Consider the following 26,141-nt stretch of genomic DNA (forward strand, 5'->3'; position numbering starts at 1 on the left):
CAAAATCGCGAGTGGCTGGCATTTTCTTGCCCGCTTAAAAACTATGCAGATCGAGAGCGGGGTTTCTCAATGCGCATGACAAAGTTGTTTCTGGCGGCCGCTGCGGCAATGGGCGTCCTCCACGCGGTACCGGCGTTCGCGCAAGGACTGCAATGTGGCAATACCAGCGCCGGCTTCGACGCCTGGGTCGCCGATTTCAAGCAGACGGCAGCGGCCAATGGCGTCAGCCAATCGGTGCTCAGCCGCGCCTTCGCCAACGTCAACTACAACAAGCCGACGATCGCCGCCGATCGCGGCCAGAAAAGCTTCAAGCTCTCCTTCGATGCCTTCATGCAGAAGCGCGGCGGTGCCGCCGTCATTTCCCGCGGCCGGTCGATGAAAGCGGCCAACCAGGCCCTTTTTTCCTCGATCGAACGCCGCTTCGGCGTTCCCGCCGGTCCGCTGATCGCAATCTGGGGCATGGAGACCGGTTTCGGCAGCTATATGGGCAACCAGCATACGCTGTCGGCTGTGTCGACCCTTGCCTATGACTGCCGTCGTTCGGACTATTTCACCGATCAGCTCTATGCTGCGCTTCAGCTGGTCTCCGAAGGTTATCTGAGCCCGCAGGCCAAGGGTGCCGCCCATGGTGAAATCGGCCAGACGCAGTTTCTGCCACGCAACGTCGTGCGCTTCGGCGCCGACGGCGACGGCGACGGCCGGGTCGACATGGTCGGCTCCCGCGCCGATGCGCTGGCCTCGACCGCAAATTTCCTCAAGGGCCACGGCTGGCGTGCCGGCGCCGGCTATCAGCCGGGAGAGCCGAATTTCGCTGCGATCCAGGGGTGGAACGCCGCCAGCGTTTATCAGCAGGCGATCGCCTATATCGGCCAACAGATCGACGGCGGCAGATAAGCCTTCATTGACAGCCAGGCTTTTGGAAACGCCGCTGCGAACGCGGCGTTTTTCATATGCGGGAATCAAAACTGCCGCCCGATGCCGTCTTGCGTCGCTCCTCCTGCGGCGGGGCCGGCACGACCGGCCCCGACACGACGCAATTGCGGCCGGAAGCCTTGGCGGCGTAGAGCGCCAGATCGGCGCGTTTGACCAGATCCTCGAAGTTCCGGTTGGCGGCGTCGTTTGCCCGGCCGGCGCATCCGAAGCTCGCCGTGACCTTGAGGAAATCGCCACTCGCAAGCGGGATTTCCGCCGTCTCGATCGCCCGTCGCACGCGCTCGGCGACGATTGCGGCTTCGTCGGGCGTCGAATCCGGTAAAAGAGCCAGGAACTCCTCGCCCCCATGGCGCACCAGGAGATCGAAGGAACGAAAATTCTGGCGCGCAACGCCGGCAACGTGCCGAAGCACGGCGTCGCCAGCGTCATGGCCATGGACATCATTGATCTTCTTGAAATGATCGAGATCGAAGAGAACGACGGAAATCCAGTGCGAGCCGTGCTCGGCCTGCGTAAGGAGCGCCGAGGCGGCGACCTCGAAGCCGCGCCTGTTGTAGAGCCCCGTCAGAAGATCGGTTTGAGCAGCGTTACGCAACTCACCCACCAACGTTTCCCGGTCCCGAGTAAGCTTGTCGATCAGCCGAAGCCCTCTTGCCGCCAGTACCATCACCAGCGTGGCGAGGATGAGCAGGCCTGCACACAGCGCCAGAATCTGCGTCAGGTGTATGTGCGACAGGGTAGAAAACTGTTCGCCAGTCTCGTGAATATCACTCGCGGCCTCCACCATCTTTTGCTGAAGGAAAGCCATGCGTTCGCGCTGTGCGGCCGCCCAGGCGTCGCCCATTGCGCGCGACGGCCGCGAGCCGGCGAGAATGGCGTCGGTGATCGCATTCGCCTTCATCTGGTCGCTGCGACCGAGATAGGCAACGATGTCGCGCACGACCGGCGCTGAGGAATGGAAGACCATGTGATCCATGCCGGCACCGAGCATGGTCTTGCCCTGAATGAACAGTTCAATCGGAAATCTGGCGGAAACGTCTTGATCGAGGTAGCGGGTGCCAATCCCGGTGATCAACCTTTCGCCGTAGTAGGTGAGCAGGATGCCCATCAACTGGTTGGATTTTTCAAGCAGCACCGGGTCGCTGATCAGCGGTGAAAGTGCGTCGACGACGGCAAGCTGCTTGAGAGCCGCATACCAGTAGATGGAGCCGGGGTTGCTGCCGGAGTAACGGCCCTGGTCGACGGCGCTTCGCGCGGCGATGATGCGGCTATAGGCAAGGCTGAGGGCCGCCAATTCATCTGCAAGCCCTTGATCGAGCGTATCGCGCGACGGCAAGCTGGCATAGAAAGCATGGCGTTCGCGATCCAGCGTCAGCCGGCTTTGCTGCATGTCGACAGCAGTCCCGCTGCTGGGATGCGCGAGATAGCGGCGAGTGGCATCGATTTCGCTCAGGATTTCCGTGGCCGCGATCGACCCGCCGCGCGCAAGTACGTCGGCGAACCGCCGGTCGTTCTCGAGATCTCGGTATTGCAAGATGGAAGTTCGGAGGACAAAAACGCCTTCAATGAGCATGAAGACGAAGGGCAGCAGGATGGCGGCCAGGATAACCTTTTTGATGGTTTCAAACTTCATCGCCAATCGCCACGTAATCAAATGCCGGTCGTGTGCAGCCGATTAGAAGCTTAACAGCAATCCTTAAAAAACTGATAAACCGGTCCGCTCCTAGATTTCGGGACGGATGAAATCGCGTGTTTCAGCGTCCATGACCCAGAGCTCGCCGGTCGAGATATCGAACCAGGCGCCATGAAGGTGCATTTTTCCTGCGTCCTCGAGCGCCTTTATTTCCGGGAAGGTTCTGAGATTGTTGATCGAATTGCGGATGGAGACACGCTCCAGCGCCGTCTGTCGCTCAGCCTCGGTCATCACGTCGTTGCTCTGGATTTGTTCGGCTGCGGGTTTGACCAGCGACATCCACCGACCGATGAAATCGCCGGGCGACAACGGCTCGGCGTTCGGATCGAGTGCCGCGCGGATGCCGCCGCAACGGCCATGGCCCATTACGACGATGTCCGAGACCTTCAGCGCCTGCACGGCAAATTCAAGAGCGGCCGATGTCGAATGGAAATGACCGTCCGGCTGGTAGGGCGGCACCATATTGGCAACGTTGCGGATGACGAAAAGCTCGCCCGGGCCGGCATCGAAGATCAGCTCGGGAGCCGCACGTGAGTCCGAACAGGCAATGACCAGCGTGCTCGGGTTCTGGCCGTTTTCGGCAAGTTGCCTATACCTGTCGCGGGCGTCGGCATAACGCCCGTTCATAAAGTTGCGATAACCGTTCAGAAGGGTGTTTGGAAAACGCTGCATGCCTCTGGATTAGCGCGCGCGGAAGACAAGATCAACTGCCGCACCGCAAAATGCGCACATTGACAAATGCGTCATTTTTTCCGCCGCTGCACCGGGTGCACGAGCCGGCGCATCTGCACCATGGCCATCGGCGTCGACAGGCTGAGCGCATCGCTGGCCAGCATCAGCTCGTTGCTGCCTCGCTTGACCGCACGCGCAAGCACTTCGAACACGCTGGCGGTGGCAAGCTGCAACGCCTTTTCATCCTCGAGGCCGGAGAGCAGGCGCGACAGGAAAACGGCGGCCAGCAGGTCACCGAGACCATTCGGCGGGTTCTCGACGACGCGGTGCTCGGCAAGAAGCGCGTGGCTGCCGGAAAGGTAGAGATTGCCGGTACCGCCCGCCATCATCGGGACCGCCGAGGTGACGAGCATGCGTGACGGCCCAAGCGCCAGCGCCGCCTCCATGATTGCGCTGTTGTCATCGAGCGCTGCTCCCGACAGCCAGGCGAGCTCGTACCGGTTCGGCGTTGCGAGCGACGCGAGCGGAATGAGATGATCCCGAATGGCCTCGGCCGTCGCTTCCGGCACGTAGAGGCCGCCGAGGTCGCCCATGACCGGATCGCAGACATAAAGCAGTTCGGGATTGTTTTGCCGGAGCGCAGCGATCAGCCGAGCGACCGAGCGTGCCTGGGCGGCATTGCCGAAGTAGCCCGAAAGCACCGCCCTGACTTCGCCGATCCAAGGTGCGCGGATCAGATCGTCGATCGCCGCATCGAAATCCGCTTCGGCAAATGTCAGCCGCGTCGAACGGCCATGGCCGGGATGCCAGGGCAGAACGATCGTCGGCAGTGCCCAGACCGGATGGCCGAGCGTCTCCAGCGCAAACACCGCCGCCCGATTGCCAACCGAGCCACGCACGACATGGCTGGAAATAACGATGACTGCGCCCGCTGCATTTTCCGACATTAAACCGAGGTCCGAATGATGATGGCGTTTGATGATCTTTTTGACGCCGGGCTGTCAACCATTCTTCACGTGAGCGTGGAAATGTGCGGCGGAAGAGAAAACAAAAAGAGAGCCGTTCACGCTTGTTTTGGCTACGAAATCGGAAAAATCTCCGGCGTCAAAAAAGCATCAAAACCATCCGGCTGGCCCCCATTTTAGAGATTTTTTCGAAGAATCTTCTGCTAGCTTGCAGAAAATCAGTCTATTGCGGGAGGCGATCCATGGCTGCCAGAAACAATCCCAAACGAGAAAAACAGATTGAGGGCGCGCGAAAGATCGCCAGGGAGAGGGGCGAGGCCCATCTCGATCCGGAAATTCTCTTCGGCCGGGCAAGCAATGACGATCTCGAACGCTACACGCCCGAAATGCTGGCGCTTTCTGCCGTGCATTCGGCAAAAGAACTTGCCGCCTGGAACGCCAAGACGCCGCGCGTCAGCATCGACACCATCGGCGGTGTGACGCCTGACGGCATTGCCGTCTCGGTGCTTTCGGTGACCGACCGGAATATGCCGTTTCTCTATGAATCGGTCATGGGAGAAGTGACGAGCACCCATCGCGATCTCTTCATGGCCGTACATCCCATCCTGGTGATGGAAGGAGACAAGGCTCCCGGGCTCTATTCCGCCGACCAGCCGAGCGATCCCGCCACGCGGGTCAGCCATATCCAGCTTCATATCGCGCCGCTCAATTCCAACCAGGCGGCCGATCTCGTCAAACGTATCCAGATGGTGCTCGAACAGGTCCGCCTGTCGGTTTCGGACTGGAAGCCGATGCTTTCCAAGCTCGATGGGGTGATCGCCGAGCTTGCGGCCAACGGCGCCGGCCGCAGAAAGGCTGAACACGCCGAGGCGATCGCCTTCCTGAGCTGGCTGCGCGACGAGAACTTCACCTTCCTCGGCATGCGCGAATATATCTATTCCGGCAAGGGTGCCGACGCCAAGGTCGAGCGGGACAAGGGGGCGGGCCTCGGCATTCTCTCCAACCCCGATGTTCTCGTGCTGCGCACCGGTAAGGACGCCGTGACGACGACTCCGGAGATCCTCGCCTTTCTCGACGGCCCCGAGTTCCTGATCGTGACCAAGGCGAACGTGAAATCGATCGTCCATCGCCGCGCCTATATGGATTATGTCGGCGTCAAGCGTTTCGACGCCGCGGGCAACGTCACCGGCGAACTGCGCATCGTCGGCCTCTTCACCTCGACGGCCTATACGTCGCTCGCCTCGGAAATCCCGCTGCTGCGCTCCAAGATCGAGAAGGTGAAAGAGCATTTCGGCTTCGACCCGATGAGCCATTCCGGCCGCATGCTCGACAACACGCTGGAATCCTATCCGCGCGATGATCTTTTCCAGATCGACACGACATTGCTTGCCAGCTTTGCCGAGCAGATCAACGATCTCGCCGACCGGCCGCGTGTGCGCGTCCTGCCGCGCATCGACCATTTCGACCGCTTCGTCTCGGTCATCGTCTATGTGCCGCGCGAGGAATATGACTCGATCGTGCGCGAGCGGATCGGCACCTATCTGAAGACGGTCTATGACGGCCGTGTCTCCGCCTATTATCCGGCTTTCCCCGAAGGCGGTGTTGCCCGCGTGCATTTCATCATCGGTCGCTCCGGCGGCAAGACGCCACGCATTCCGCAGGCAAAGCTTGAGCAGACGATCCGCGAAATCACCGCCCGCTGGGACGACCGTTTCGAAGCGCTCGCCGGATCGAAGTCGCCGAGACTATCAGTCGATCAGGCCTTCCAGGATTCCTTTAGCCCTGAAGAAACCGTGGCCGACCTCGCCGATATCGGCGCCTGCGCCGCCGGCGAGCCGCTTCGCATCCAGTTTTATCATCGTCACGAACAACAGGGCCGCGTGCTCTCGCTGAAGATCTTCCATGCCGGCGGCCAGCTGGCCTTGTCGCGCCGCGTGCCGCTTCTCGAGAACCTCGGCTTCAATGTCGTCAGCGAACGCACCTTCGACATTGGGGTACAGGTCGCCGATGGCCCAACCCAACTCGTGGTGCTGCACGACATGGAACTCGAAACCCGCAGCGGCAGCGATATCGACCTGCATCGTTATGGCGCTGCGCTCGAGGAAGCCTTCGTCGCCGCCTTCGCCGGCACGCTCGACAATGACAGCTTCAACCGGCTGATCCTTTCGGCAGGGCTCTCGGCGCGCGAAGCCAATGTGTTGCGCGCCTATGCCCGTTATCTCCGCCAGGCCGGCATCGCCTATTCGCAGGATTACATCGCAACGACGCTCGATAAATATCCTGGTGTGGCCGCCGCCATCTTCCGGCTGTTCCACGACACGCTCGACCCCAAGCTTGCCGACAAAGCCCGTCTCAAGAAGATCGCCGACCTGCACCAGGCGATCGAGGCCGAGCTTGCCGACGTGCCGAGCCTTGACGACGACCGTATCCTGCGCCGCTACGTCAACATCGTCGACGCGACGCTGCGCACCAACTATTTCCAGAAGAACCCTGACGGGTCGCCGAAAGCCATGCTGGCCTTCAAGCTCGATCCGAATCTGGTCGACGGCTTGCCGCAACCGAAACCCTTCCGCGAGATGTTCGTCTACGGCGTCGAGGTCGAAGGCGTGCACCTGCGTTTCGGCCGGGTAGCGCGCGGTGGTCTGCGCTGGTCGGACCGCGCCGAGGACTACCGCACCGAGGTGCTCGGCCTGGTCAAGGCGCAGCAGGTGAAGAACGCCGTCATCGTCCCGGTCGGCGCCAAAGGCGGCTTTTACCCGAAAAGGCTTCCGGTGGGCGGCAGCCGCGACGAAATCTTCAATGCGGGCCGCGAGGCTTACAAGACCTATATTCGCACGCTGCTTTCGATCACCGACAATATCTCCGGCGCCGAGGTCGTGCCGCCGAAGGATACGGTAAGGCTCGATGGCGACGATCCCTATTTCGTCGTCGCCGCCGACAAGGGCACCGCGACCTTCTCCGACACCGCCAATGCGTTGGCGCAGGAAGCCGGCTTCTGGCTGGACGACGCCTTCGCCTCCGGTGGCTCGGCCGGCTACGACCACAAGAAGATGGGCATCACCGCCCGCGGCGCCTGGGAAACCGTGAAACGCCATTTCCGCGAAATGGACATCGACATCCAGACGACGCCCTTTACCGTCGCGGGCGTCGGCGACATGTCGGGCGACGTCTTCGGCAACGGCATGCTGCTCTCCCCGAAGATCCGGCTCGTCGCCGCCTTCGATCACCGCGACATCATCATCGACCCCGATCCCGATATGGAAAGGACGCTGGCCGAGCGCCAACGGCTCTTCAACCTGCCGCGCTCGAGCTGGCAGGACTTCGATAAAAACGTGCTTTCGAAGGGCGCGATGATCATTTCGCGCGCGGCGAAATCGGTGACGCTGACGCCGGAAGCGGTAAGTGCGATCGGCATCGACAAAGCCGTGGCCACGCCCTTCGAGATCATGACGGCGATCCTGAAGAGCCCGGTCGACCTGCTCTGGTTCGGCGGCATCGGCACCTATGTAAAAGCGCCGTCCGAAACCGATACCGAAGTCGGCGACCGCGCCAATGACCCGATCCGCATCACCGCGGCGGAGGTGGGCGCCAAGGTGATCGGCGAGGGCGCAAACCTCGGCGTCACCCAGAAAGGCCGCATCGCCTACGGCCTGAAGGGCGGGCGCTGCAATTCCGACGCCATCGACAATTCGGCTGGCGTCAACACCTCGGACGTCGAGGTCAACATCAAGATCGCGCTGGCGGCGGCCCTGCATGACGGGCGGCTGACGCGGGCAAAACGCGACCAGCTACTTTCGTCGATGACCGGTGAAGTCGCGGCCCTGGTCCTGCGCAACAACTATCTCCAGTCGCTGGCGATCTCACTGACGGAGCGCAAGGGCACGGCCAACGGCCTGGAACTCGGCCGCTTCATGAGCGTGCTCGAGGGGGCCGGTCAGCTGAACCGCAAGGTCGAGACCTTGCCCGACGACCAAACTCTTGCCGAACGTTATGCGGCCGGCAAGCCGCTGACGCGGCCGGAAATCGGCGTGCTGCTGTCCTATGCTAAGATCGTGCTCTTCGATGCGCTTGCCGCGAGCGACCTGCCCGATGACCCTTATTTTGCGGCGACACTGTCGAATTACTTTCCCGTCAGAATGCAGAAGTCGAACGCCGGCGATATCGCCGGCCACCGCCTGCGGCGCGAAATCATCGCGACCGTGCTTGCCAATGAAGCGATCAACCGCGGCGGGCCGAGCTTCACCATTGCCATGATGGACGCAACGGCGGCTTCGGCTCCGGAGGTGGTGCGCGCCGCAATTGTTGCCCGCGACGGTTTCGACCTTAACCGGCTCTGGGCCGAAACGGACGCGCTCGACGGCAAGATATCGGGCGGGATGCAGAACCGCATTTACGAGGAAATCAGCCACAGCTTTATCGTGCTCACGCGCCTGCTGTTGAAAACCGCCATGACCAAAGCCGATATGGCCGAGGTGATTAGCCGGCTGCGGGCGGCTCTGAAGAAGTTGAGGCCTGCTTTCGCCGAACAGGCGGCCGGCGATGCTGCCGCGCGCCAGTCGGAATATGCCGAAGCGGGCGTGCCCGAAGAGCTGGCAGCCGAAATCGCCAACCTCCAGAGCTTCGCGCTGGTGCCGGAGATCATGCAGATTGCCGAGCGCACCGGCGAGCCGCTGGTGCGCGCGGCCGAAAATTATTTTGCCGTGTCTAAGACCTTTCGGATCGCGCGGTTGCTCGCAGCCGGCGGCCGGATCCTCACCTCCGACCATTACGAAAATCTGGCGCTGGCGCGCAGCATCGACCAGATCGCCAGCGCCCGGCGCGATATCGTCATCTCGGCGCTTTCCGATCACGGCAAGGAGAAGCTGCCCGTCCAGGCCTGGCATGCGCAGGATCGCGTCCGTATCAACCGCATCGTCGAGGAGCTTTCGAGCCTCAGCGATAGTGGCGATCCCAATCTTGCGCGCATCACTGTTGCCGCAGGCATCCTGACCGATCTTGCGCGCGACCGGGCGAGGTGAGACAGTCCGCGAAAAAGGAGCGGATGTTGAATCGCATAGACTGGACAGGAACGCAGCCGCCGAAAGCCACGGAGAAGGGCATCTGGGCGTGGATGTTCTTCGATTGGGCGGCCCAGCCTTTCTTCACTGTGGTCACCACCTTCATCTTTGGGCCCTATTTCGTCTCCCGCCTGACGGATGACCCGGTGTCGGCGCAGACGACGTGGAGCAACATGGCGACGATTTCGTCTGTGATCATTGCCCTGCTCTCGCCCGTTCTCGGCTCGATCGCCGACCAGTCCGGCGCGCGCAAACCGTGGATCGGCTTCTTCGCCATCATCAAGATAGCCAGCCTCTTCGGCCTGTGGTTCGCAGCCCCCGGTTCGCCTGTCCTCTATCCCGTGATCTTTATGATCCTCGCCTCGGTTTCAGCCGAGTTTTCGATCGTCTTCAACGATTCGATGATGCCGCGGCTGGTCGGCAAGCACGAGGTCGGCAAACTCTCCAACACCGCTTGGGGGATCGGTTACCTCGGCGGCATGATCGTGCTAATTGCCGTCGTTACGCTTCTGGCGGCAAGCCCGGAAAGCGGCAAGACCGTTCTCGGCCTCGATCCGCTTTTCGGCCTCGATCCCAAGACCGGCCAGGACGCACGCATCACCGGGCCGATCTCAGCCGTCTGGTACCTGATTTTTATCCTGCCGATGTTCTTCTTCACACCCGATGTTCGCAGAGGCCTGCCCTTCGGCACCGCCATCCGCGCCGGCCTGCGGGAACTGAGAAACACGCTCGGCGAACTCAAGGAACGCCGCGGCACCCTGAAATTCCTGATTGCCCGCATGATCTATCAGGATGGCGTCAACGGCCTGTTGATCCTCGGCGGCGTTTTCGCCGCCGGCATGTTCGGCTGGGCGACGATCGAAATCGGCCTCTACGGCATCATCCTGAACGTCGTCGCGATCTTCGGCTGCCTGATCGCCGGCCGGATCGACAAGGGCGTCGGTTCGAAAGTGACCGTCGCCATCAGCCTCACCATGCTGCTTCTCGCCACCATCGGCATCATCTCGACCGGGCCGGGCTACACCCTGTTTGGCCTGATGGCGCTGCCGACGGCCGATTCCGGCGGCCTCTTCGGCACCGCCGCGGAAAAGGCCTATATCCTTTACGGCCTGCTGATCGGGCTCGCCTTCGGGCCGGTGCAGGCCTCGTCGCGCTCTTATCTCGCGCGCAGCGTCAGCCTTGAGGAAGCCGGCCGCTACTTCGGCCTCTATGCGCTTTCGGGACGCGCCACCAGTTTCATGGCGACGCTGCTCTTCTCGCTGGTGACCTATATGAGCGGCTCAGCGCGGCTCGGAATGGCAACGCTGATCCTGTTTCTCGCCGGCGGGCTGGTGCTGCTGATCCGCACGCCTTATCCCGCCGACCGATCCTGACAATTCTCCGGCACGCGTCAGTGCCGGAAATGGCGCATGCCGGTGAAGACCATCGCGACGCCGTGTTCGTTGGCGGCATCGATGACCTCCTGGTCTCGCATCGAACCGCCCGGCTGAATGACCGCTGTCGCCCCTGCGGCGATCATCGACAGAAGACCATCGGCAAATGGCAGGAAGGCTTCGGAAGCAACCGCCGAGCCTTGCGTCATCGGCGAGGGGAGGCCAAGCGCCTTGGCGGCCTCTTCGGCCTTCAGCGCGGCAATGCGGGCGGAATCCACCCGGCTCATCTGGCCGGCGCCGATTCCAGCCGTCTGGCCATCCTTGGCATAGACCACGGCATTCGATTTGACATGTTTGCCGACTTTGAAGGCAAACTTCATATCATCAAGCTCCTGCGCCGTCGGCGCACGCTTGGTGACGACCTTGAGCTCCAGATCCTCGATCATGCCGTTGTCGCGACTCTGGACGAGCAGGCCGCCGGAAACGGTCTTCGCCGTCAGTCCTGGGGCGCGCGGATCGGGCAGGCCACCGGCCGACAGCAGCCGCAGGTTCGGCTTGCGAGCGACGATAGCCCTGGCCTCCTCGGTGACATCGGGCGCGATGATCACTTCGGTGAAGAGCTTGACGATCTCCTCCGCCGTTTCGGCATCCAATATCCGGTTGAGGGCGATGATGCCGCCGAATGCGGAAACGGAATCGCAGGCAAGCGCCCGCTGATAGGCTTCCACCAGGCTCGAGCCGGTGGCGACGCCGCAGGGATTGGCATGTTTGATGATCGCGCAGGCGGGCGCCTTTTCCGGCAGGAATTCGGCGACGAGTTCATAGGCGGCATCGGTGTCGTTGATATTGTTATAGGAGAGCTGCTTGCCCTGCAGCAGGACGGCCGTCGAAACGCCCGGGCGCTTCTCGCCCGTGACGTAGAAGGCCGCCTTCTGGTGCGGATTTTCGCCGTAACGCATCTCTTCCTTCAGCACACCGCCGATGACGCGGTGGCGCGGCGTGTCGATCGCCAGCGCTTCGGCAAACCAGTTGGAAATCGTGGCATCATAGGCCGCGGTTCGGGCATAGGCCTTGGCAGCCATGCGCTGGCGGAAGGCATAGGCGGTCTTGCCGTCATCCGCCGAAAGCTGCTCCTTGAACTCGGCATAATCGTCTGGGTCTGTCAGGATGGTCACATAGGCATGGTTCTTGGCCGATGCACGGATCATCGCCGGACCGCCGATGTCGATATTTTCGACGGTCGTCGGATAATCGCCGCCGGCCGCGCGTACCTCTTCGAAAGGATAGAGGTTGATGACGGCCAGATCGATGCCCTCGATCCCGTGCTTTTTCATCGCTTCCTGGTGTTCGCCGTCATCGCGGATCGCCAGCAGGCCGCCATGCACGATCGGATGCAGCGTCTTGACGCGCCCATCCATGATCTCGGGAAAGCCGGTGATCTCGGAGACGTCGGTGACCACCAGACCGGCAGCGGCGATCGCCTTGTAGGTGCCGCCGGTCGACAGCAGCCGCACGCCTCTTTCGGACAATGTCCGGGCGAGCTCGACGATGCCGGTCTTGTCGAACACGGAGAGGAGTGCGGTCTTGATTTCGACCTTGTCCGGGGCGGGGATCTTTTTGGAAATGACGGCCATGAACCTTCTCCGTTCGGGCTTCGGAAGATATCCGCTAGAGCATGAGGCCGAAAAGTGTGAGCGGCTTTCGGACGAAATCTGCCTTAGGGACGTTTTCTTGCTGTCGCCGCGTTAGCACAGCTTTGACGTCACGCAAACAGCGCTGATGCTCTGCCTTTCGATTTAGTCCCGAATTTGAATTTTGGCCAGTTGGCCGTCCCGTCTAAGCTTTACGGGAGAGGAACCAGCGGATCTCCGTCTTCTCGGCCAGATCGAAATCGATCTCGATCTGGTCCGAGCCACAAATGCCGGAGCTGTCGGCAAAGAAGATGTCCTCGGAAACCAGGACTTCATTTCCGGGCGCGGAAAACAGCCAGCTTTCGCCGTCCGGCGCCATCAGCAGCACGGATTCTCCATCGCTCTGCTGCAGAACGATGGAAGGATGAATATGAAAACGGGCGACGGCCTTCAGGGGGTCGTCACTTTCATATCCTTCACGCCGGATGAGCCGGTCGTGGCCTGTCACCATCGAACCCGCAGCATTGAGCGTCAGCTCACGCTCGTGCAGCACGCCGAACAGCTTGAGATAACCGTCATGGCTGAGCTTGATGCTGTCGCGCCCATCCTCCGTTTCGACACGTTCGACGGTGACGGTTTTCACCGCTTCGGTGATTGCGTGATCGAGGAAAGGCGAGCGTGAAAAACGGCTGGATGAGGTGTCGTTGAGGATGACGGTCGAATGCGCCGCGGTCGTGCGCGCCATCTGCACATAGCGGTGTCCGGCAAATTTCGGCGAGCCGGAATTGACGATGAAGCGATGGCGGCCGGACGACATTTCGAATGAAAGGCTGCCGGCATGCGCGGTGCGCACTGCGCCGCCCGAAGGCGGCGTCCCGGTATCGGCGATTATGACGGTCTTGCCCCCGGAAAGCCGCTGATAGCGCGACTGCGGCAAAGCCTTGAACGGCTGGCCGGCGGTCTCGTCATATCTGAGCACCGACATCAGCTCATTGGCGAGCGTCGAGGTTGCGCCGTTGAAAAGCGCCAGGTCCCCGTCCTGATGCCGGAAAAACCGCAAAGCGGGATACATGCGGTCGATGCCGGAGATCAGCTTCTGCGGCAGGTCATGGCCGAGATTGACGTAAGTCTGCCGCAGCGGCAGCAGGTCGAGCAACAGTTCCAAGCCGATGCGCGGGTTGCGCGAGATGTGGCCGCCATCCGGCAGAATCTGGCTATCGAATTGACGGTCGAGCGCCTGCGCCGCTCTCCGAAGCGTGGAGGCGCGGGCCGGCATGGCGACGGAGGCCATGGCGAGCGCGATGCGTAGCCGGAACAGCTCCAGACCGCCAAGCGTATAGGGCGCCACGCGATGCAGGAACCTGACCTGGAAAGCGAGCGACTTCATGAAGCGCCGATAAAAGCCGCGATCGGCGTTCTGCAGCACAACAGGCGAATGTGACAGCCAGGCAATGAGGCGCTGGGCGGTGACGTCGGTCTCCCAGGCAATTCCTTCCATGCGGCCGGCATGGATGGAAAGCCAGCTGTCGACGATCGCTCGGGCAACCGCCGCGCTGCGTTCCGTCTTGTGCGCACGCATGTGCCGCAACCAGCCGAAGCTGTGCAGGCGGGTCGCAAAGGGCCGCGAAGGCAGGGTGAAGGTGAAGGGCGATTTGCCGTTCGTTTCCAGCATGCGCCCGGCCAGGAGGAAACGTCCATTGAGAATTTCGTCCGCCACATGTGAATCGATGCCGCGAAGATCGGTCGGGGCGACGATCAGGCGCTCGGGCGGTTTGATCGAATGGCGAATGAGCTTCAGGCGCAGCAACGCGACGCGGCGCAAGGCGCGCCGCCAAGCCTCCCGAACATACATGCTCGCAAAACGCCGACCGGACTGCATATTCTATTGTCTATTGACCCTCATGGTTAAGAATAGGTGAAAAGCAGCCGATTTCATCGCCCACAATGAATTAATTCGTTACAAATTTCGAATATACGAAAATTGTTGCACGTAATTCCGTCGCTACGCAAAGAACGACAGCTGTGCAGCGGGCGCGTAATCAGCGCATGAGACGGTTTCGGGCGACGAGGTTGAAGCAATCAGGCGGCTCGCCGCAGCACCACCGCGTAGAAGCCGTCGAGGCCGGAGGCAATGCCGTCCGGCATTTTCAGCATGGTCGGAAGCGTGCGGAATTCACCGAGCGGCGTGATCGCCGCTTCAAGACCGGGCCAGTCGCCCGCGCTGATCGGCACACGCTCGATCGCGTCCGTATTGGAAACAACGCGGGCGACCACCTCCTCGCCTTCGGCCGGATCGAGCGAGCAGTTCGAAAACACCAGCGTGCCTCCGGGTTTCAGCAAGGTCAGCGCATGACGCAGCAGCCGCTCCTGCAGCGCCGCCAGCCTCGCAATATCATCCGGCCCCTTGGTCCACAGCACGTCAGGGTGCCGGCGCGTCGTGCCGGTGGAAGAGCAGGGGGCGTCGAGCAGGATGGCATCGAAGCCTTCCGTCGGCTTGAATGTCGTCAGATCCGTCGCAACCGTTTCCGCGTTGAGGCCAAGCCGGTCGAGATTCGACCGCAGCCGTCTCAGCCGGCTTTCCGACTGATCGAGTGCGGTCACCGCGCCGCCGGCAAGGATGAGCTGCGCTGTCTTGCCGCCAGGCGCAGCACAGAGATCGGCGGCACGTTTGCCCGAGAGATCACCGAAAAGCCTGGCCGGAATGCTTGCCGCCGCATCCTGCACCCACCACGCACCGTCGTCGAAGCCCTCGAGTGAAGGAATTCCGCCGTCAAAGGCGGCAAGCCGCACGCCGCCCGTCGGCAGGGCAACGCCGTTCAGCTTCTTCGCCCAGGCTTCGGCGTCGGATTTGACGGTCAAATCGATCGCCGCAGGTTCGAGCTGCGATTGCGCGATCGCCAGCGCCGCGTCGCGGCCATAAGCCTTTTCCAGCCGTGCGAGGAACCAGCCCGGCATCGGCGGAACCTTACCGATCTTCTCCAGCACCTCGTCCTTTTCACGGCCGAGCCGGCGCAGCACCGCATTGACCAGCTTTGCGAAGCGGCGATTGCGGGGATCCAGGTTGGCCTGCTCTACGGCAAGATCGACGGCCGAATGATCCGGCACGTCGAGATAAAGGATCTGCGCCGCCGCGATTGCCAGAACATGGTGTAAGGCCCGCGCACCCTCCGGCAGCGGCGATTCCAGCAGCGAGGCAATTGCGGCGTCGATGCGCGGCAGGTGGCGCAGCGTCGTGTTGAGAATGGCGCGGACGAGGGCGCGATCGCTCTCACCAAGCGCCTTATAGGCCGGATTGCCGTGTTCATGATCGAGAGCGCCGTCGAGCGACAGCTTTCGGTCGACGACGGCTGCCAGAATTTTTGCGGCCGCCGCCCGGGCCTGCAGGCCCGGCTTGGCTGGCGCCGATCGGCCGGCGAAGGGTTTCTGTTGGCGGAATGGCTTTTTCGTGCCGTCTGAATTCAAGACCACGGACCTTTTGGCGGTTGCGAACCACCGCGACCCGTATTCGGAACAGAGCGCGATTTGCGCGACGGATTAGCAGCACGCACCGGTCCCGTCGAGACACTCATGCCGCTTTGCGCCATCTCCTGCAGCGCGGCAATGCGGTTTTCCGTGTTCGGGTGGGTGGAAAACAGATTGTCCATGCGTTCGCCGGAAAGCGGATTGATGATGAACATATGCGCCGTCGCCGGATTGCGCTCGGCATCCTCATTCGGCACATGAGCCGCGCCGCGGGCAATCTTTCCAAGTGCGGAAGCGAGCCAGAGCGGATTGCCGCAGATTTCGGCGCCGTGGCGGTCGGCCGAATATTCACGCGTGCGGCTGATCGCCATCTGCACCAGCATGGCGGCAAGCGGTGCGACGATCATCGCGACGAGAACGCCGATGAAACCGAGGGGATTATTGTTGTTGTCGCGGTTGCCGCCGAAGAAGAAAGCGAAGTTGCCGAGCATCGAGATCGCGCCGGCAAGCGTTGCCGTGATCGTCATGGTCAGCGTGTCGCGGTTCCGGATATGGGCAAGCTCATGCGCCATCACGCCGGCGACCTCCTGGGGAGACAAGGCAGAAAGCAGGCCGGTCGAGGCGGCGACGGCGGCATTTTCGGGATTGCGGCCGGTGGCGAAGGCATTCGGCTGCGGGCTGTCGTATAGATAGACCTTCGGCATCGGCAGACCGGCATTACGAGCGAGATCGCGCACGATCGCAAAGAATTCCGGCGCATTGCGTTCGTCGATCTGCTGCGCGCGATAGGCCGCTAGCACCATCCGATCGGAGTTCCAATAAGAGAAGAAATTCATGCCGGCGGCAATGAGAAAGGCGATCATCATGCCGCCTCGACCGCCGATCAGAAAACCGACGAACATGAAAAGCGCCGTCATGAAGGCAAGCAACATGGCAGTGCGAACGAGGTTCATTGCGAATCTCCAACTCGATTACGGCGTCGCAAGCTTTCATTCCCGGCGACCGCGCATTATGATTTGGTTATTCACCCGCCATTTTCAATATTTCCGGCAGGAGAAGGCCATGGAGGAAGCCGACAACGACAATAGCCAGACGCCGACGGTGGAGGGATCGGAGCCGCCGCGCAAGGTACTGTCTCCGGCGGCCCGACGTGCGCTTGCCGAGGCTGAAGAAAGACGCAAGAACCAGAAGCCGCTGGATCTGCCACCCGAGATCGGCGGCCGCGGCGGAGCCGAGCCTGCACGCTTCGGCGATTACGAGATCAATGGCCGGGCGATCGATTTTTAAGGCCGGATTGTCGGGCCCAAATCCGGGCCTCATGCAGGCCGTCCAAATTCAGCCGGCCAAAGCAAAGTGAGCCGCCCCGGGACTCGGATGGCCGGAGCGGCTCTTTATATCAGGCAGTCACCTTGTTCTGCCGGTTCGCGATCAGATCGTCGACGACGGCGGGATCGGCGAGCGTCGAGGTATCGCCGAGAGCGCCGAAATCGTCTTCGGCAATCTTGCGCAGGATGCGGCGCATGATCTTGCCGGAGCGGGTCTTCGGCAGGCCGGGCGCGAACTGGATCTTGTCGGGCGCCGCGATCGGCCCGATTTCGGCGCGCACATGTTTCACCAGTTCCTGGCGAAGCGTGTCGGTGCCTTCATGGCCGGCCATTAAGGTCACATAGCAATAGATGCCCTGACCCTTGATTGAATGCGGATAGCCGACGACGGCCGCTTCCGACACCAGATTGTGCGAGACGAGGGCGGACTCAACCTCCGCCGTTCCGAGCCGGTGGCCGGAGACGTTGAGCACGTCGTCGACACGGCCGGTGATCCAGTAATAGCCGTCTTCGTCGCGCCGGCAGCCGTCACCGGTGAAATACTTGCCCTTGTAGGTGGAGAAATAGGTCTGGATGAAGCGGTCGTGGTCGCCATAGACGGTGCGCATCTGGCCCGGCCAGCTGTCGGTGATGCAAAGATTGCCGTCGGCAGCCCCTTCCAGCACTTTGCCTTCATTGTCGACCAGCTGCGGCTTGACGCCGAAGAACGGCATCGTCGCCGAACCGGGCTTCAGGTCGGTGGCGCCCGGCAGCGGCGTGATCATGTGGCCGCCGGTTTCCGTCTGCCACCAGGTGTCGATGACCGGGCAGCGCTTGTCGCCGACGACATTATAATACCACTCCCAGGCTTCCGGGTTGATCGGTTCGCCGACCGTGCCGAGCAGCCGCAGCGACGAGCGGGAGGAGCGCGTGACGAATTCGTCGCCCGCGCCCATCAGCGAGCGGATTGCCGTCGGCGCGGTATAGAAAATGTTGACCTTGTGCTTGTCGATCACTTCCCAGAAACGGCCCTGATCCGGGAAATTCGGCACGCCCTCGAACATCAGCGTGGTCGCGCAGTTCGCCAGCGGCCCATAGACGATATAGGAATGGCCTGTGACCCAGCCGACATCGGCTGTGCACCAGTAAATGTCGCCGTGGTGGTAGTCGAAGACATATTCATGCGTCATCGCCGCATAGACGAGATAACCGCCGGTCGTATGCAGCACGCCCTTCGGCTTGCCGGTGGAACCTGACGTGTAGAGAATGAACAGCGGATCTTCCGCCTTCATCTTCACCGGCGGGCATTCCGCCTTCACGCTGGCGATTTCCTGATGAAACCAGAGGTCGCGTCCCGGCGCCCAGCCAGTCTTGCCGCCGGTGCGGCGAACGACGAGGACCTTGCTGACGGTGACGTGCTGACGGGCGGCGATATGGATCGCCGTATCGGTGTTGTCCTTCAGCGGTACCGGCTTGCCGCCGCGCACACCTTCGTCGCAGGTGATCACGAAGGTGGATTCGCAATCGACGATGCGCCCTGCCAGCGCCTCCGGCGAGAAGCCGCCGAAGACGACGGAATGCACCGCGCCGATGCGAGCACAGGCGAGCATCGCATAGGCTGCTTCCGGGATCATTGGCATGTAGATGGTGACGCGATCACCCTTCTTGACGCCATGCTTCTTCAACACGTTCGCCGTCCGGCACACATGCTCGTAGAGCTCGTTATAGGTGATCTTCTTGTCGACGTAAGGGTTATCGCCTTCCCAGATGATCGCCACCTGGTCGCCATTCGTCTTCAGATGGCGGTCGATGCAATTGTAGGAGACGTTCGTCTGGCCGTCTTCGAACCATTTGATCGAGACCTTGCCGGTAAAGGAGGTGTTCTTGACCTTCGTGTAAGGCTTGAACCAGTCGATCCGCTTGCCGTGCTTGCCCCAGAACTTGTCCGGATTTTCAATGCTTTCCTCGTACCATTTCAGGTACTTCTCCTTATCGATCAGGGCGCGCGCCTTCACCGGCTTCGTGACCGGATAGATCTTCTCCGACATGGAACTCCTCCTCATGGGACATGCGACGGACCGCCAGCTATGCAGGGCCGAACTTCAAATCACGGCAATTCATAGCAGTTCGCATCGCCACGGCAATTAGACAAAGGTCATTTGATTTCGGAAGAATTGCAATTCTGCGACAGTCCGGTTATATAGCGCCATATTTCCCGGACATTGTGGTGACAATCCACGGACCGCGACCGGCGCGGACGATAGAAGGACTATATCCATGGCTCAAACATTGCTCATGCCGAAGGCGACTGCCATCTGGCTTGTCGACAACACGGCGCTGTCTTTCGATCAGATCGCGCAGTTCTGCAAACTGCATCCGCTCGAGGTCAAGGCGATTGCTGACGGCGAAGCCGCGCAGGGCATCAAGGGTCTCGACCCGATCTCGACGGGACAGCTCTCCCGTGACGAGATCGCCCGCGCCGAAGCCAACCCGAACCACAAGCTGAAGCTTTCCGAACCGAAGGTGCGCGTGCCGGAATCCAAGCGCCGCGGCCCGCGTTACACGCCGGTCTCCAAGCGTCAGGACCGCCCGAACGCCATTCTCTGGCTGGTGCGCAATCATCCCGAGTTGAAGGACGCGCAGATTTCCCGACTGGTCGGCACGACGAAATCGACGATCGAGCAGATCCGCGAGCGCACCCACTGGAACTCCGCCAACCTGGCGCCGATGGATCCGGTCACGCTCGGCCTCTGCAGCCAGATCGACCTCGACATGGAAGTGGAAAAGGCATCCAAGGGTCGTCCGCTGCCGACCGCCGCGGAGCTTGGCGCAACGCTGCAATCGGCGCAGGAGACCGAACGGCTGACCCCGAACTACGAGCGCGAAGAGGAAAAGGAAATCGACGCCGACGCCGTCTTCCGCAAGCTGAGCTCGCTGCGCTCGGCCCCGAAGGACGAGGATGACGAAGATCAGTACTGAGATATCGGTCATCTCCGCAAAAACCCTGCCGGCCGGCAGGGTTTTTTATTGCGATAACGACGTGCGGAACCGGGCCCGTCGATATCTGGCTTACATCGGCAGGGAGCCAAAACCACGCTTGCGCAGTGCCTCTGCGATCTCTTCCAGAATCGCCGGATCATCGATGGTTGCCGGCATTTTCCAGGGTATGCCGTCAGCGATCTTCTGCATGGTTCCGCGCAGGATTTTGCCGGAGCGTGTTTTCGGCAGGCGATTGACGGTGATGGCCGTTTTGAAGGCCGCGACCGGGCCGATCGACTGGCGGATCATCGCCACGACCTCCGATTCGATCGCCGGCGTTTCACGGGAAACATCGCGTTTCAGCACCAGGAAACCACAGGGCACCTGACCCTTCACCGCATCGGTCACACCGATGACCGCGCACTCGGCGACATCGGGATGGCGCGCGCAGACCTCCTCCATCGCCCCGGTGGAAAGCCGGTGACCAGCGCAATTGATGATGTCATCGGTGCGCGACATGATGAAAAGATAACCGTCCTCGTCGACATAGCCGGCATCGGCGGTCTTGTAGTAGCCAGGAAATTCATCGAGGTAAGCCGACCGGAAGCGATCGTCGGCGTTCCAGAGGGTCGGCAGGCAACCCGGCGGCAAGGGCAGCTTTATGACGATATTGCCGAGCGTTCCCGACTCGACCGGGTGACCGGCATCGTCGAGCACCGCGATGTCATAACCGGGCATCGGCAATGTCGGTGAGCCATGCTTGACGGGGAGGGCGCCAAGACCAAGCGGGTTGGCGGCGATCGGCCAGCCGGTCTCCGTCTGCCACCAGTGATCGATGACAGGAACGCCGAGCATGCGCTCCGCCCATTTCAGTGTCTCTGGGTCCGCCCTCTCACCGGCCAGAAATAGTGCCCGGAAATCCGGCATTGGATATTGTCGCAGCAGTTCGCCCTCACCATCCTCCCGCCGAATGGCGCGGAATGCGGTCGGCGCCGTAAAGAGCACACGCACCTTGTATTCCGAGACGACCCGCCAGAAGACGCCGGCATCCGGGGTGCCGACCGGCTTTCCCTCGTAGATCAGCGTGGTCACGCCCGCGATCAGCGGTGCATAGACGATGTAGGAATGGCCGACGACCCAGCCGATATCGGACGCCGTCCAGAAGACCTCTCCCGGTTTCAGCCCGTAAATATTGCGCATCGACCAGTTGAGCGCGACCATATGGCCGCCATTGTCGCGCACCACGCCCTTCGGCTGGCCCGTCGTCCCGGAGGTGTAGAGGATATAGAGCGGATCGGTCGCTTTGACGGGAACACAGGCCAGCTCCGCGCCGCGATGGCGCGCCACCGCCGCCTCGAAATCCTGATCGCGGCCGCTGACGAGATCTGCCGGAAGCTGCGGCCGCTGCAGCACCAGGCAGCGCTCCGGCTTCATCCGTGCAAGCTCGATCGCCTGATCGACCAGCGGCTTATAGGCGACGACTCGGCCGGGCTCGAGGCCGCAGCTCGCGGTGATCACCAGCTTGGCGCCGCTGTCGTCGATGCGCGCGGCAAGCTCGCTGGCGGCAAAGCCGCCGAAAACGACCGAATGGACCGCACCGATGCGAGCGCAGGCGAGCATCGCAAACACCGCCTCTGGCACCATCGGCATATAAAGGATCACGCGGTCGCCTTTGCCGATGCCGAGCCCGAGCAGCGTCGCGGCGATCGCCTTCACCTCGCTAAGCGCCTCGTCATAGGTGAAGCGGCGTTTCTCGCCGCTCATCGCGCTGTCGAACAGGATCGCCGTCTCGCCCCCGCGTCCCGCCATGACATGCCGGTCCAGACAATTGTGACAGGTGTTGGTTTCCGCACCTGAGAACCAGCGGCCATAGGCGCCGTCATCGGGCGAAAATATCCGCTCCGGAGGCGTGAACCAGTTGATATCGGTGGCCGCTTCGCGCCAGAAGCCTTCGGGATCGCCTTTCCAGGCCGCATAGACTTGATGATAGCCGTTTTGCATCTGCTCCTCCCCAGGACATGCAAGCCTCGATATCAATTTAGGCTGGGCCGGGAGGACGGAAAGCCCGACGAAAGCAGGTATCAGCGCGCGCCGAAAATCGCCGATCCCACCCGTACGCTGGTGGCGCCGAAGGCGATCGCCGTCTCGTAATCGCCCGACATGCCCATGGAGAGTTTTTCGACGCCGCATTTCAATGCGAGCTTTGCCAGCAGGGCGAAATGCGGCCCGGGATTTTCGTCGGCCGGCGGAATGCACATCAACCCGTCGATGGCCAGGCCGAGCTCATCGCGGCAGAGGGCGACGAAACCAGGCGTATCCTCGGGAGCGATGCCGGCCTTCTGTGGCTCCAGTCCGGTATTGACCTGGACGTAGAGCCGCGGCGTCCTGCCTTGCCGCTTCATCTCTTCGGCAAGGGCGCGGGCGATCTTTTCGCGGTCCACCGTCTCGATGACATCGAAAAGCGCCACCGCATCCGCCGCCTTGTTCGATTGCAGCGGCCCGATCAGGTGCAGTTCGATATCAGCATGCTCGGCCTTCAGATCAGGCCATTTTCCCTGGCTTTCCTGTACCCGGTTCTCACCGAACACCCGCTGCCCCGCCTCGATCGCCGGGCGGATCGCATCCGCCTCGAACGTCTTCGATACGGCGACGATCTGAACGGAACCAGCCGGACGGCCTGCCTGGCGTTCCCCAGCCGCGACCCGCGACCGCACGTCATTCAACCGCTCTTGAAGGTCCATCATTCTGCCTCGACATATCTCAGTGAAAAGAATTGGCAATGAACTAGCCAGCCATTCCGTGCTTGCCAAGACCCGCTCCGGCGAAATCGCTTCGGCGGCATGAAGATCGGACGCTTGCAACGCCTGCAAAACTTGACGCTACGGTGGTTTCATGGTGAAGGTCTCGACCAACTCCCCTGATTTTCTGGAATTCTGAATACCATGGCCACCGAACGTTATAATCCGCGCGACGCCGAGCCCCGCTGGCAGCAAAAATGGAACGAAGAGAAGGTCTTCGAGACCGACAATTCGGATCCGCGCGAAAAATATTATGTCCTCGAAATGTTCCCCTATCCCTCGGGGCGCATTCATATGGGCCATGTCCGCAATTACGCCATGGGCGACGTGGTCGCCCGTTACAAGCGTGCCCGGGGCTATAACGTGCTGCATCCGATGGGTTGGGACGCCTTCGGCATGCCGGCGGAAAACGCCGCCATGGAGCGCGGTGTGCACCCCGCGTCCTGGACCTACCAGAACATCGCTTCGATGAAGGCGCAGTTGAAGGCCATGGGGCTGTCGCTGGACTGGAGCCGCGAATTCGCCACCTGCGACGTTCACTATTACCAGCACCAGCAGCATCTGTTCCTGGACTTCCTGGAAAAAGGTCTGGTCTACCGCAAGCAGTCGAAGGTGAACTGGGATCCGGTCGACAATACCGTTCTTGCCAACGAACAGGTGATCGACGGCCGCGGCTGGCGCTCCGGCGCGCTGGTCGAACAGCGCGAACTGACGCAGTGGTTCTTCAAGATCACCGATTTCAGCCAGGACCTGCTGGACGCGCTGGATACGCTCGACCAGTGGCCGGAAAAAGTGCGCCTGATGCAGAAGAACTGGATCGGCCGTTCCGAAGGCTTGACGGTCCGGTGGGAGATCGTGCCGGAGACGGCGCCCGCCGGTGAGACCGAAATCACGGTCTATACGACACGGCCGGATACCTTGTTCGGCGCCTCCTTCCTGGCGATCGCCGCCGATCATCCGCTGGCCAAGGATGCGGCGGCGAAGAATGTCGAGATCGAAGCCTTCTGCGAGGAGTGCCGCCGCGCCGGCACCTCGCTCGCCGCGCTCGAGACCGCCGAAAAGAAGGGCATGGATACCGGCATCCGGGTCAGGCATCCGCTCGATCCCTCCTGGGAACTGCCGGTCTACATCGCCAATTTCGTGCTGATGGATTACGGTACCGGCGCGATCTTCGGCTGCCCGTCGGGAGACCAGCGCGACCTCGATTTTGCCCGGAAATATGGCCTGCCGGTTGTGCCGGTCGTCATGCCGAAGGATGGTGACGCCGCAAGCTTTTCCGTCGGCGACACCGCTTATGACGGCGACGGCGTGATGATCAATTCGCGTTTCCTCGACGGCAAGACGACGGAGGAAGCCTTCAATATCGTCGCCGACCGGCTTTCGGCGGCTTGCCTCGGCAATGCGCCGCAGGGCGAGCGGATGATCAATTTCCGCCTGCGCGACTGGGGCATTTCGCGCCAGCGCTACTGGGGCTGCCCGATCCCGGTCATCCATTGCGACGCCTGCGGGGTTGTGCCGGTGCCGAAGAAGGATCTGCCGGTCAAGCTGCCCGAGGACGTAACCTTCGACCAGCCCGGCAATCCGCTCGACCGCCATCCGACTTGGCGTCATGTCGCCTGCCCGAACTGCGGCAAGGACGCTCGCCGCGAGACGGATACGATGGACACCTTCGTCGATTCAAGCTGGTATTTCACCCGCTTTACCGCGCCATGGGAAGCCAAGCCGACCGATCCTGAGGCGGCTAATCGCTGGCTGCCGGTCGACCAGTATATCGGCGGCATCGAGCATGCGATCCTGCATCTGCTCTATTCCCGTTTCTTCACCCGCGCGATGCGCGAGACCGGCCATGTCGCCGCCACCGAACCCTTCAAGGGTCTTTTCACCCAGGGCATGGTGGTCCATGAGACCTATAGCCGCGGTTCCGGCGCCAGCCGCGAGTGGGTGGCTCCCGCCGATATCCGTATCGAGGAGATCGACGGTAAACGCCGTGCCTTCTTGCTGGCGTCAGACGAGGAGATCGCCATCGGCTCGATCGAGAAGATGTCGAAGTCGAAGAAGAACGTCGTCGATCCGGACGATATTATCGCCTCCTATGGCGCCGATACTGCCCGCTTCTTCGTTCTGTCCGATTCGCCGCCGGAGCGTGACGTCATCTGGTCCGAGGCCGGGGTCGAAGGTGCCCATCGCTTCACCCAGCGCCTGTGGCGTCTGATTTCCGAAGCCGCTAACGGCCTGTCGAGCGTTGCCCCCGCACCGGCAAGCGAAGGGGAGGCTCTGGCAGTCTCGCAGGCGGCGCACAAGACGCTGAAGGCCGTTCAGAACGATTACGACAAGCTTTGGTTCAACAAGGCCGTCGCCCGTATCTATGAGCTCGTCAATGCGCTCGCCGCGCCGCTGACGAGGGTTGCGGCGGGTGAAGGCGATATCGCCTATCGTGCCGCCGTGCGTGACGCTGCCGAGATCCTGATCCAGCTCGTCGCACCGATGACGCCGCATCTTGCCGAGGAATGCTGGGCCACGCTCGGCAATGCCGGGCTGCTCGCCCGCACGGAATGGCCGCGCTACATGGAAGCGCTGGTCATGGAAAATGACGTCATTCTGCCCGTCCAGATCAACGGCAAGAAGCGCGCTGAATTGACAATTTCTCGCGACGCAGATCAGAATGCCGTCACCAACGCCGTGCTGGAACTGGATGCGGTGAAGAACGTGCTGAACGGTCAGGCGCCGAAGAAGATCATCGTGGTTCCCCAAAGGATTGTGAACATTGTCGTCTGATATCACCCGCAATGCCGGCATCGCCATGATCCTTGCCGCCTCGGCCTTTCTTGCGGCCTGCCAGGTTCGGCCGCTTTATTCGGAGAACTCGGGTGTTGCGGAAAAGCTGTCCTCGGTCGGCTTTTCCGATGCGGCAAGTCGCGTCGAGCAGCAGGTGCGCAATCACCTGATCTTCCTGGCATCGCGAGGCGCCGGCGAAGCGGTAAATCCACAATATCACGTCCAAATGCGCGCTACATCGATCGTCGCCGATACACTGCTGCGTCAATCCGGCGATACCTCCCGCGCCGGTCGCGTCACCGTCACCGTCACCTATACGCTGAGCTCGGTAGCCGATGGTCGCGTGATCAAGGCCGGCAGTCGCCAGACGACGGCTCTGGTCGATTTCTCCGAGCAGGAATTCGCGAAGCAAAGGGCGATCCGCGATGCCGAAAACCGCGCGGCCGACCAGGCGGCGGAATTCGTAGGAGCCGATCTCGCCGCCGCCCTCAGCCGCTGA

General features: G+C 61.7%; 18 protein-coding genes. 8 read left to right on the forward strand and 10 right to left on the reverse strand.

Annotation, left to right across the window (positions count from 1 at the left end; translation table 11 throughout):
- The first annotated feature begins 69 nt into the window (after window positions 1-69).
- Window positions 70-894: a lytic murein transglycosylase gene (locus tag NL154_RS20910; protein WP_210632770.1), complete on the forward strand. Its 825-nt coding sequence runs from the start codon at window positions 70-72 to the stop codon at window positions 892-894.
- 52 nt (window positions 895-946) lie between these two features.
- Here the strand turns inward: NL154_RS20910 and NL154_RS20915 are convergent, their stop codons facing one another.
- The 3 genes from NL154_RS20915 to pdxY form a co-directional block, all read right to left on the reverse strand.
- On the reverse strand, window positions 947-2,566 hold the full coding sequence (locus tag NL154_RS20915; protein WP_210632771.1) for a GGDEF domain-containing protein: 1,620 nt from the start codon (window positions 2,564-2,566) through the stop codon (window positions 947-949).
- A gap of 90 nt (window positions 2,567-2,656) precedes the next feature.
- Window positions 2,657-3,298: a carbonic anhydrase gene (locus NL154_RS20920; RefSeq protein WP_210632772.1), complete on the reverse strand. Its 642-nt coding sequence runs from the start codon at window positions 3,296-3,298 to the stop codon at window positions 2,657-2,659.
- A gap of 71 nt (window positions 3,299-3,369) precedes the next feature.
- The gene (gene pdxY, locus NL154_RS20925; RefSeq protein ID WP_434733289.1) at window positions 3,370-4,245 is read right to left on the reverse strand and encodes a pyridoxal kinase PdxY; all 876 of its coding nucleotides are present in this window, start codon (window positions 4,243-4,245) and stop codon (window positions 3,370-3,372) included.
- Window positions 4,246-4,260: 15 nt separating this feature from the next.
- Between pdxY and NL154_RS20930 the strand changes: the two genes are divergently transcribed.
- The 3 genes from NL154_RS20930 (at window position 4,261) to NL154_RS20940 (ending at window position 10,693) form a co-directional block, all read left to right on the forward strand.
- The gene (locus tag NL154_RS20930) at window positions 4,261-4,443 is read left to right on the forward strand and encodes a hypothetical protein (RefSeq protein WP_434733290.1); all 183 of its coding nucleotides are present in this window, start codon (window positions 4,261-4,263) and stop codon (window positions 4,441-4,443) included.
- 62 nt (window positions 4,444-4,505) lie between these two features.
- Window positions 4,506-9,281, forward strand: a complete 4,776-nt coding sequence (locus NL154_RS20935; RefSeq protein ID WP_434733291.1) for an NAD-glutamate dehydrogenase — start codon at window positions 4,506-4,508, stop codon at window positions 9,279-9,281.
- A gap of 23 nt (window positions 9,282-9,304) precedes the next feature.
- On the forward strand, window positions 9,305-10,693 hold the full coding sequence (locus NL154_RS20940) for an MFS transporter (protein WP_221154842.1): 1,389 nt from the start codon (window positions 9,305-9,307) through the stop codon (window positions 10,691-10,693).
- A gap of 17 nt (window positions 10,694-10,710) precedes the next feature.
- Here the strand turns inward: NL154_RS20940 and purH are convergent, their stop codons facing one another.
- From purH to htpX, 4 genes are all read right to left on the reverse strand, one after another.
- On the reverse strand, window positions 10,711-12,327 hold the full coding sequence (purH, locus tag NL154_RS20945; protein ID WP_210632777.1) for a bifunctional phosphoribosylaminoimidazolecarboxamide formyltransferase/IMP cyclohydrolase: 1,617 nt from the start codon (window positions 12,325-12,327) through the stop codon (window positions 10,711-10,713).
- Window positions 12,328-12,529: 202 nt separating this feature from the next.
- Window positions 12,530-14,203, reverse strand: coding sequence for a heparinase II/III family protein (locus NL154_RS20950; protein WP_434733292.1), 1,674 nt, complete (start codon window positions 14,201-14,203; stop codon window positions 12,530-12,532).
- Between the two features lie 200 nt (window positions 14,204-14,403).
- Window positions 14,404-15,792 (reverse strand): RsmB/NOP family class I SAM-dependent RNA methyltransferase, encoded by a 1,389-nt coding sequence (locus NL154_RS20955; protein WP_434733293.1) that lies wholly within the window; start codon window positions 15,790-15,792, stop codon window positions 14,404-14,406.
- Window positions 15,783-16,739, reverse strand: coding sequence for a zinc metalloprotease HtpX (gene htpX / locus NL154_RS20960; protein ID WP_434733294.1), 957 nt, complete (start codon window positions 16,737-16,739; stop codon window positions 15,783-15,785). The genes NL154_RS20955 and htpX overlap by 10 nt, the downstream gene beginning before the upstream one ends.
- 109 nt (window positions 16,740-16,848) lie before the next feature.
- Here htpX and NL154_RS20965 point away from each other — a divergent pair, with 109 nt between their 5' ends.
- Window positions 16,849-17,073 carry a DUF1674 domain-containing protein gene (locus tag NL154_RS20965; RefSeq protein WP_434733295.1) on the forward strand — a complete coding sequence of 75 codons (225 nt, stop codon included), beginning with the start codon at window positions 16,849-16,851 and terminating at the stop codon, window positions 17,071-17,073.
- Window positions 17,074-17,182: 109 nt separating this feature from the next.
- Here the strand turns inward: NL154_RS20965 and acs are convergent, their stop codons facing one another.
- On the reverse strand, window positions 17,183-19,138 hold the full coding sequence (acs, locus tag NL154_RS20970) for an acetate--CoA ligase (protein WP_221146284.1): 1,956 nt from the start codon (window positions 19,136-19,138) through the stop codon (window positions 17,183-17,185).
- A gap of 229 nt (window positions 19,139-19,367) precedes the next feature.
- Here acs and NL154_RS20975 point away from each other — a divergent pair, with 229 nt between their 5' ends.
- The gene (locus NL154_RS20975) at window positions 19,368-20,069 is read left to right on the forward strand and encodes a DUF1013 domain-containing protein (protein ID WP_210632782.1); all 702 of its coding nucleotides are present in this window, start codon (window positions 19,368-19,370) and stop codon (window positions 20,067-20,069) included.
- A gap of 90 nt (window positions 20,070-20,159) precedes the next feature.
- On the opposite strand, the gene NL154_RS20980 is transcribed toward NL154_RS20975, so the two are convergent.
- Entirely contained in the window at window positions 20,160-22,070 is a 1,911-nt protein-coding gene (locus NL154_RS20980; protein WP_434733296.1) for a propionyl-CoA synthetase, read from the reverse strand.
- Between the two features lie 80 nt (window positions 22,071-22,150).
- Window positions 22,151-22,810 (reverse strand): YggS family pyridoxal phosphate-dependent enzyme, encoded by a 660-nt coding sequence (locus NL154_RS20985; protein WP_434734121.1) that lies wholly within the window; start codon window positions 22,808-22,810, stop codon window positions 22,151-22,153.
- Window positions 22,811-23,011: 201 nt separating this feature from the next.
- On the opposite strand from NL154_RS20985, the gene leuS reads away from it, so the two are divergent.
- Both leuS and lptE read left to right on the forward strand, forming a co-directional pair.
- Window positions 23,012-25,642 carry a leucine--tRNA ligase gene (gene leuS / locus NL154_RS20990; protein ID WP_434733297.1) on the forward strand — a complete coding sequence of 877 codons (2,631 nt, stop codon included), beginning with the start codon at window positions 23,012-23,014 and terminating at the stop codon, window positions 25,640-25,642.
- On the forward strand, window positions 25,632-26,141 hold the full coding sequence (gene lptE, locus NL154_RS20995) for an LPS assembly lipoprotein LptE (RefSeq protein ID WP_210632785.1): 510 nt from the start codon (window positions 25,632-25,634) through the stop codon (window positions 26,139-26,141). Before leuS ends, lptE begins: the two co-directional genes overlap by 11 nt.

Origin of the sequence: Rhizobium sp. YTUHZ044 (genome assembly GCF_051123975.1) — a bacterium.
GTDB lineage: Bacteria > Pseudomonadota > Alphaproteobacteria > Rhizobiales > Rhizobiaceae > Rhizobium.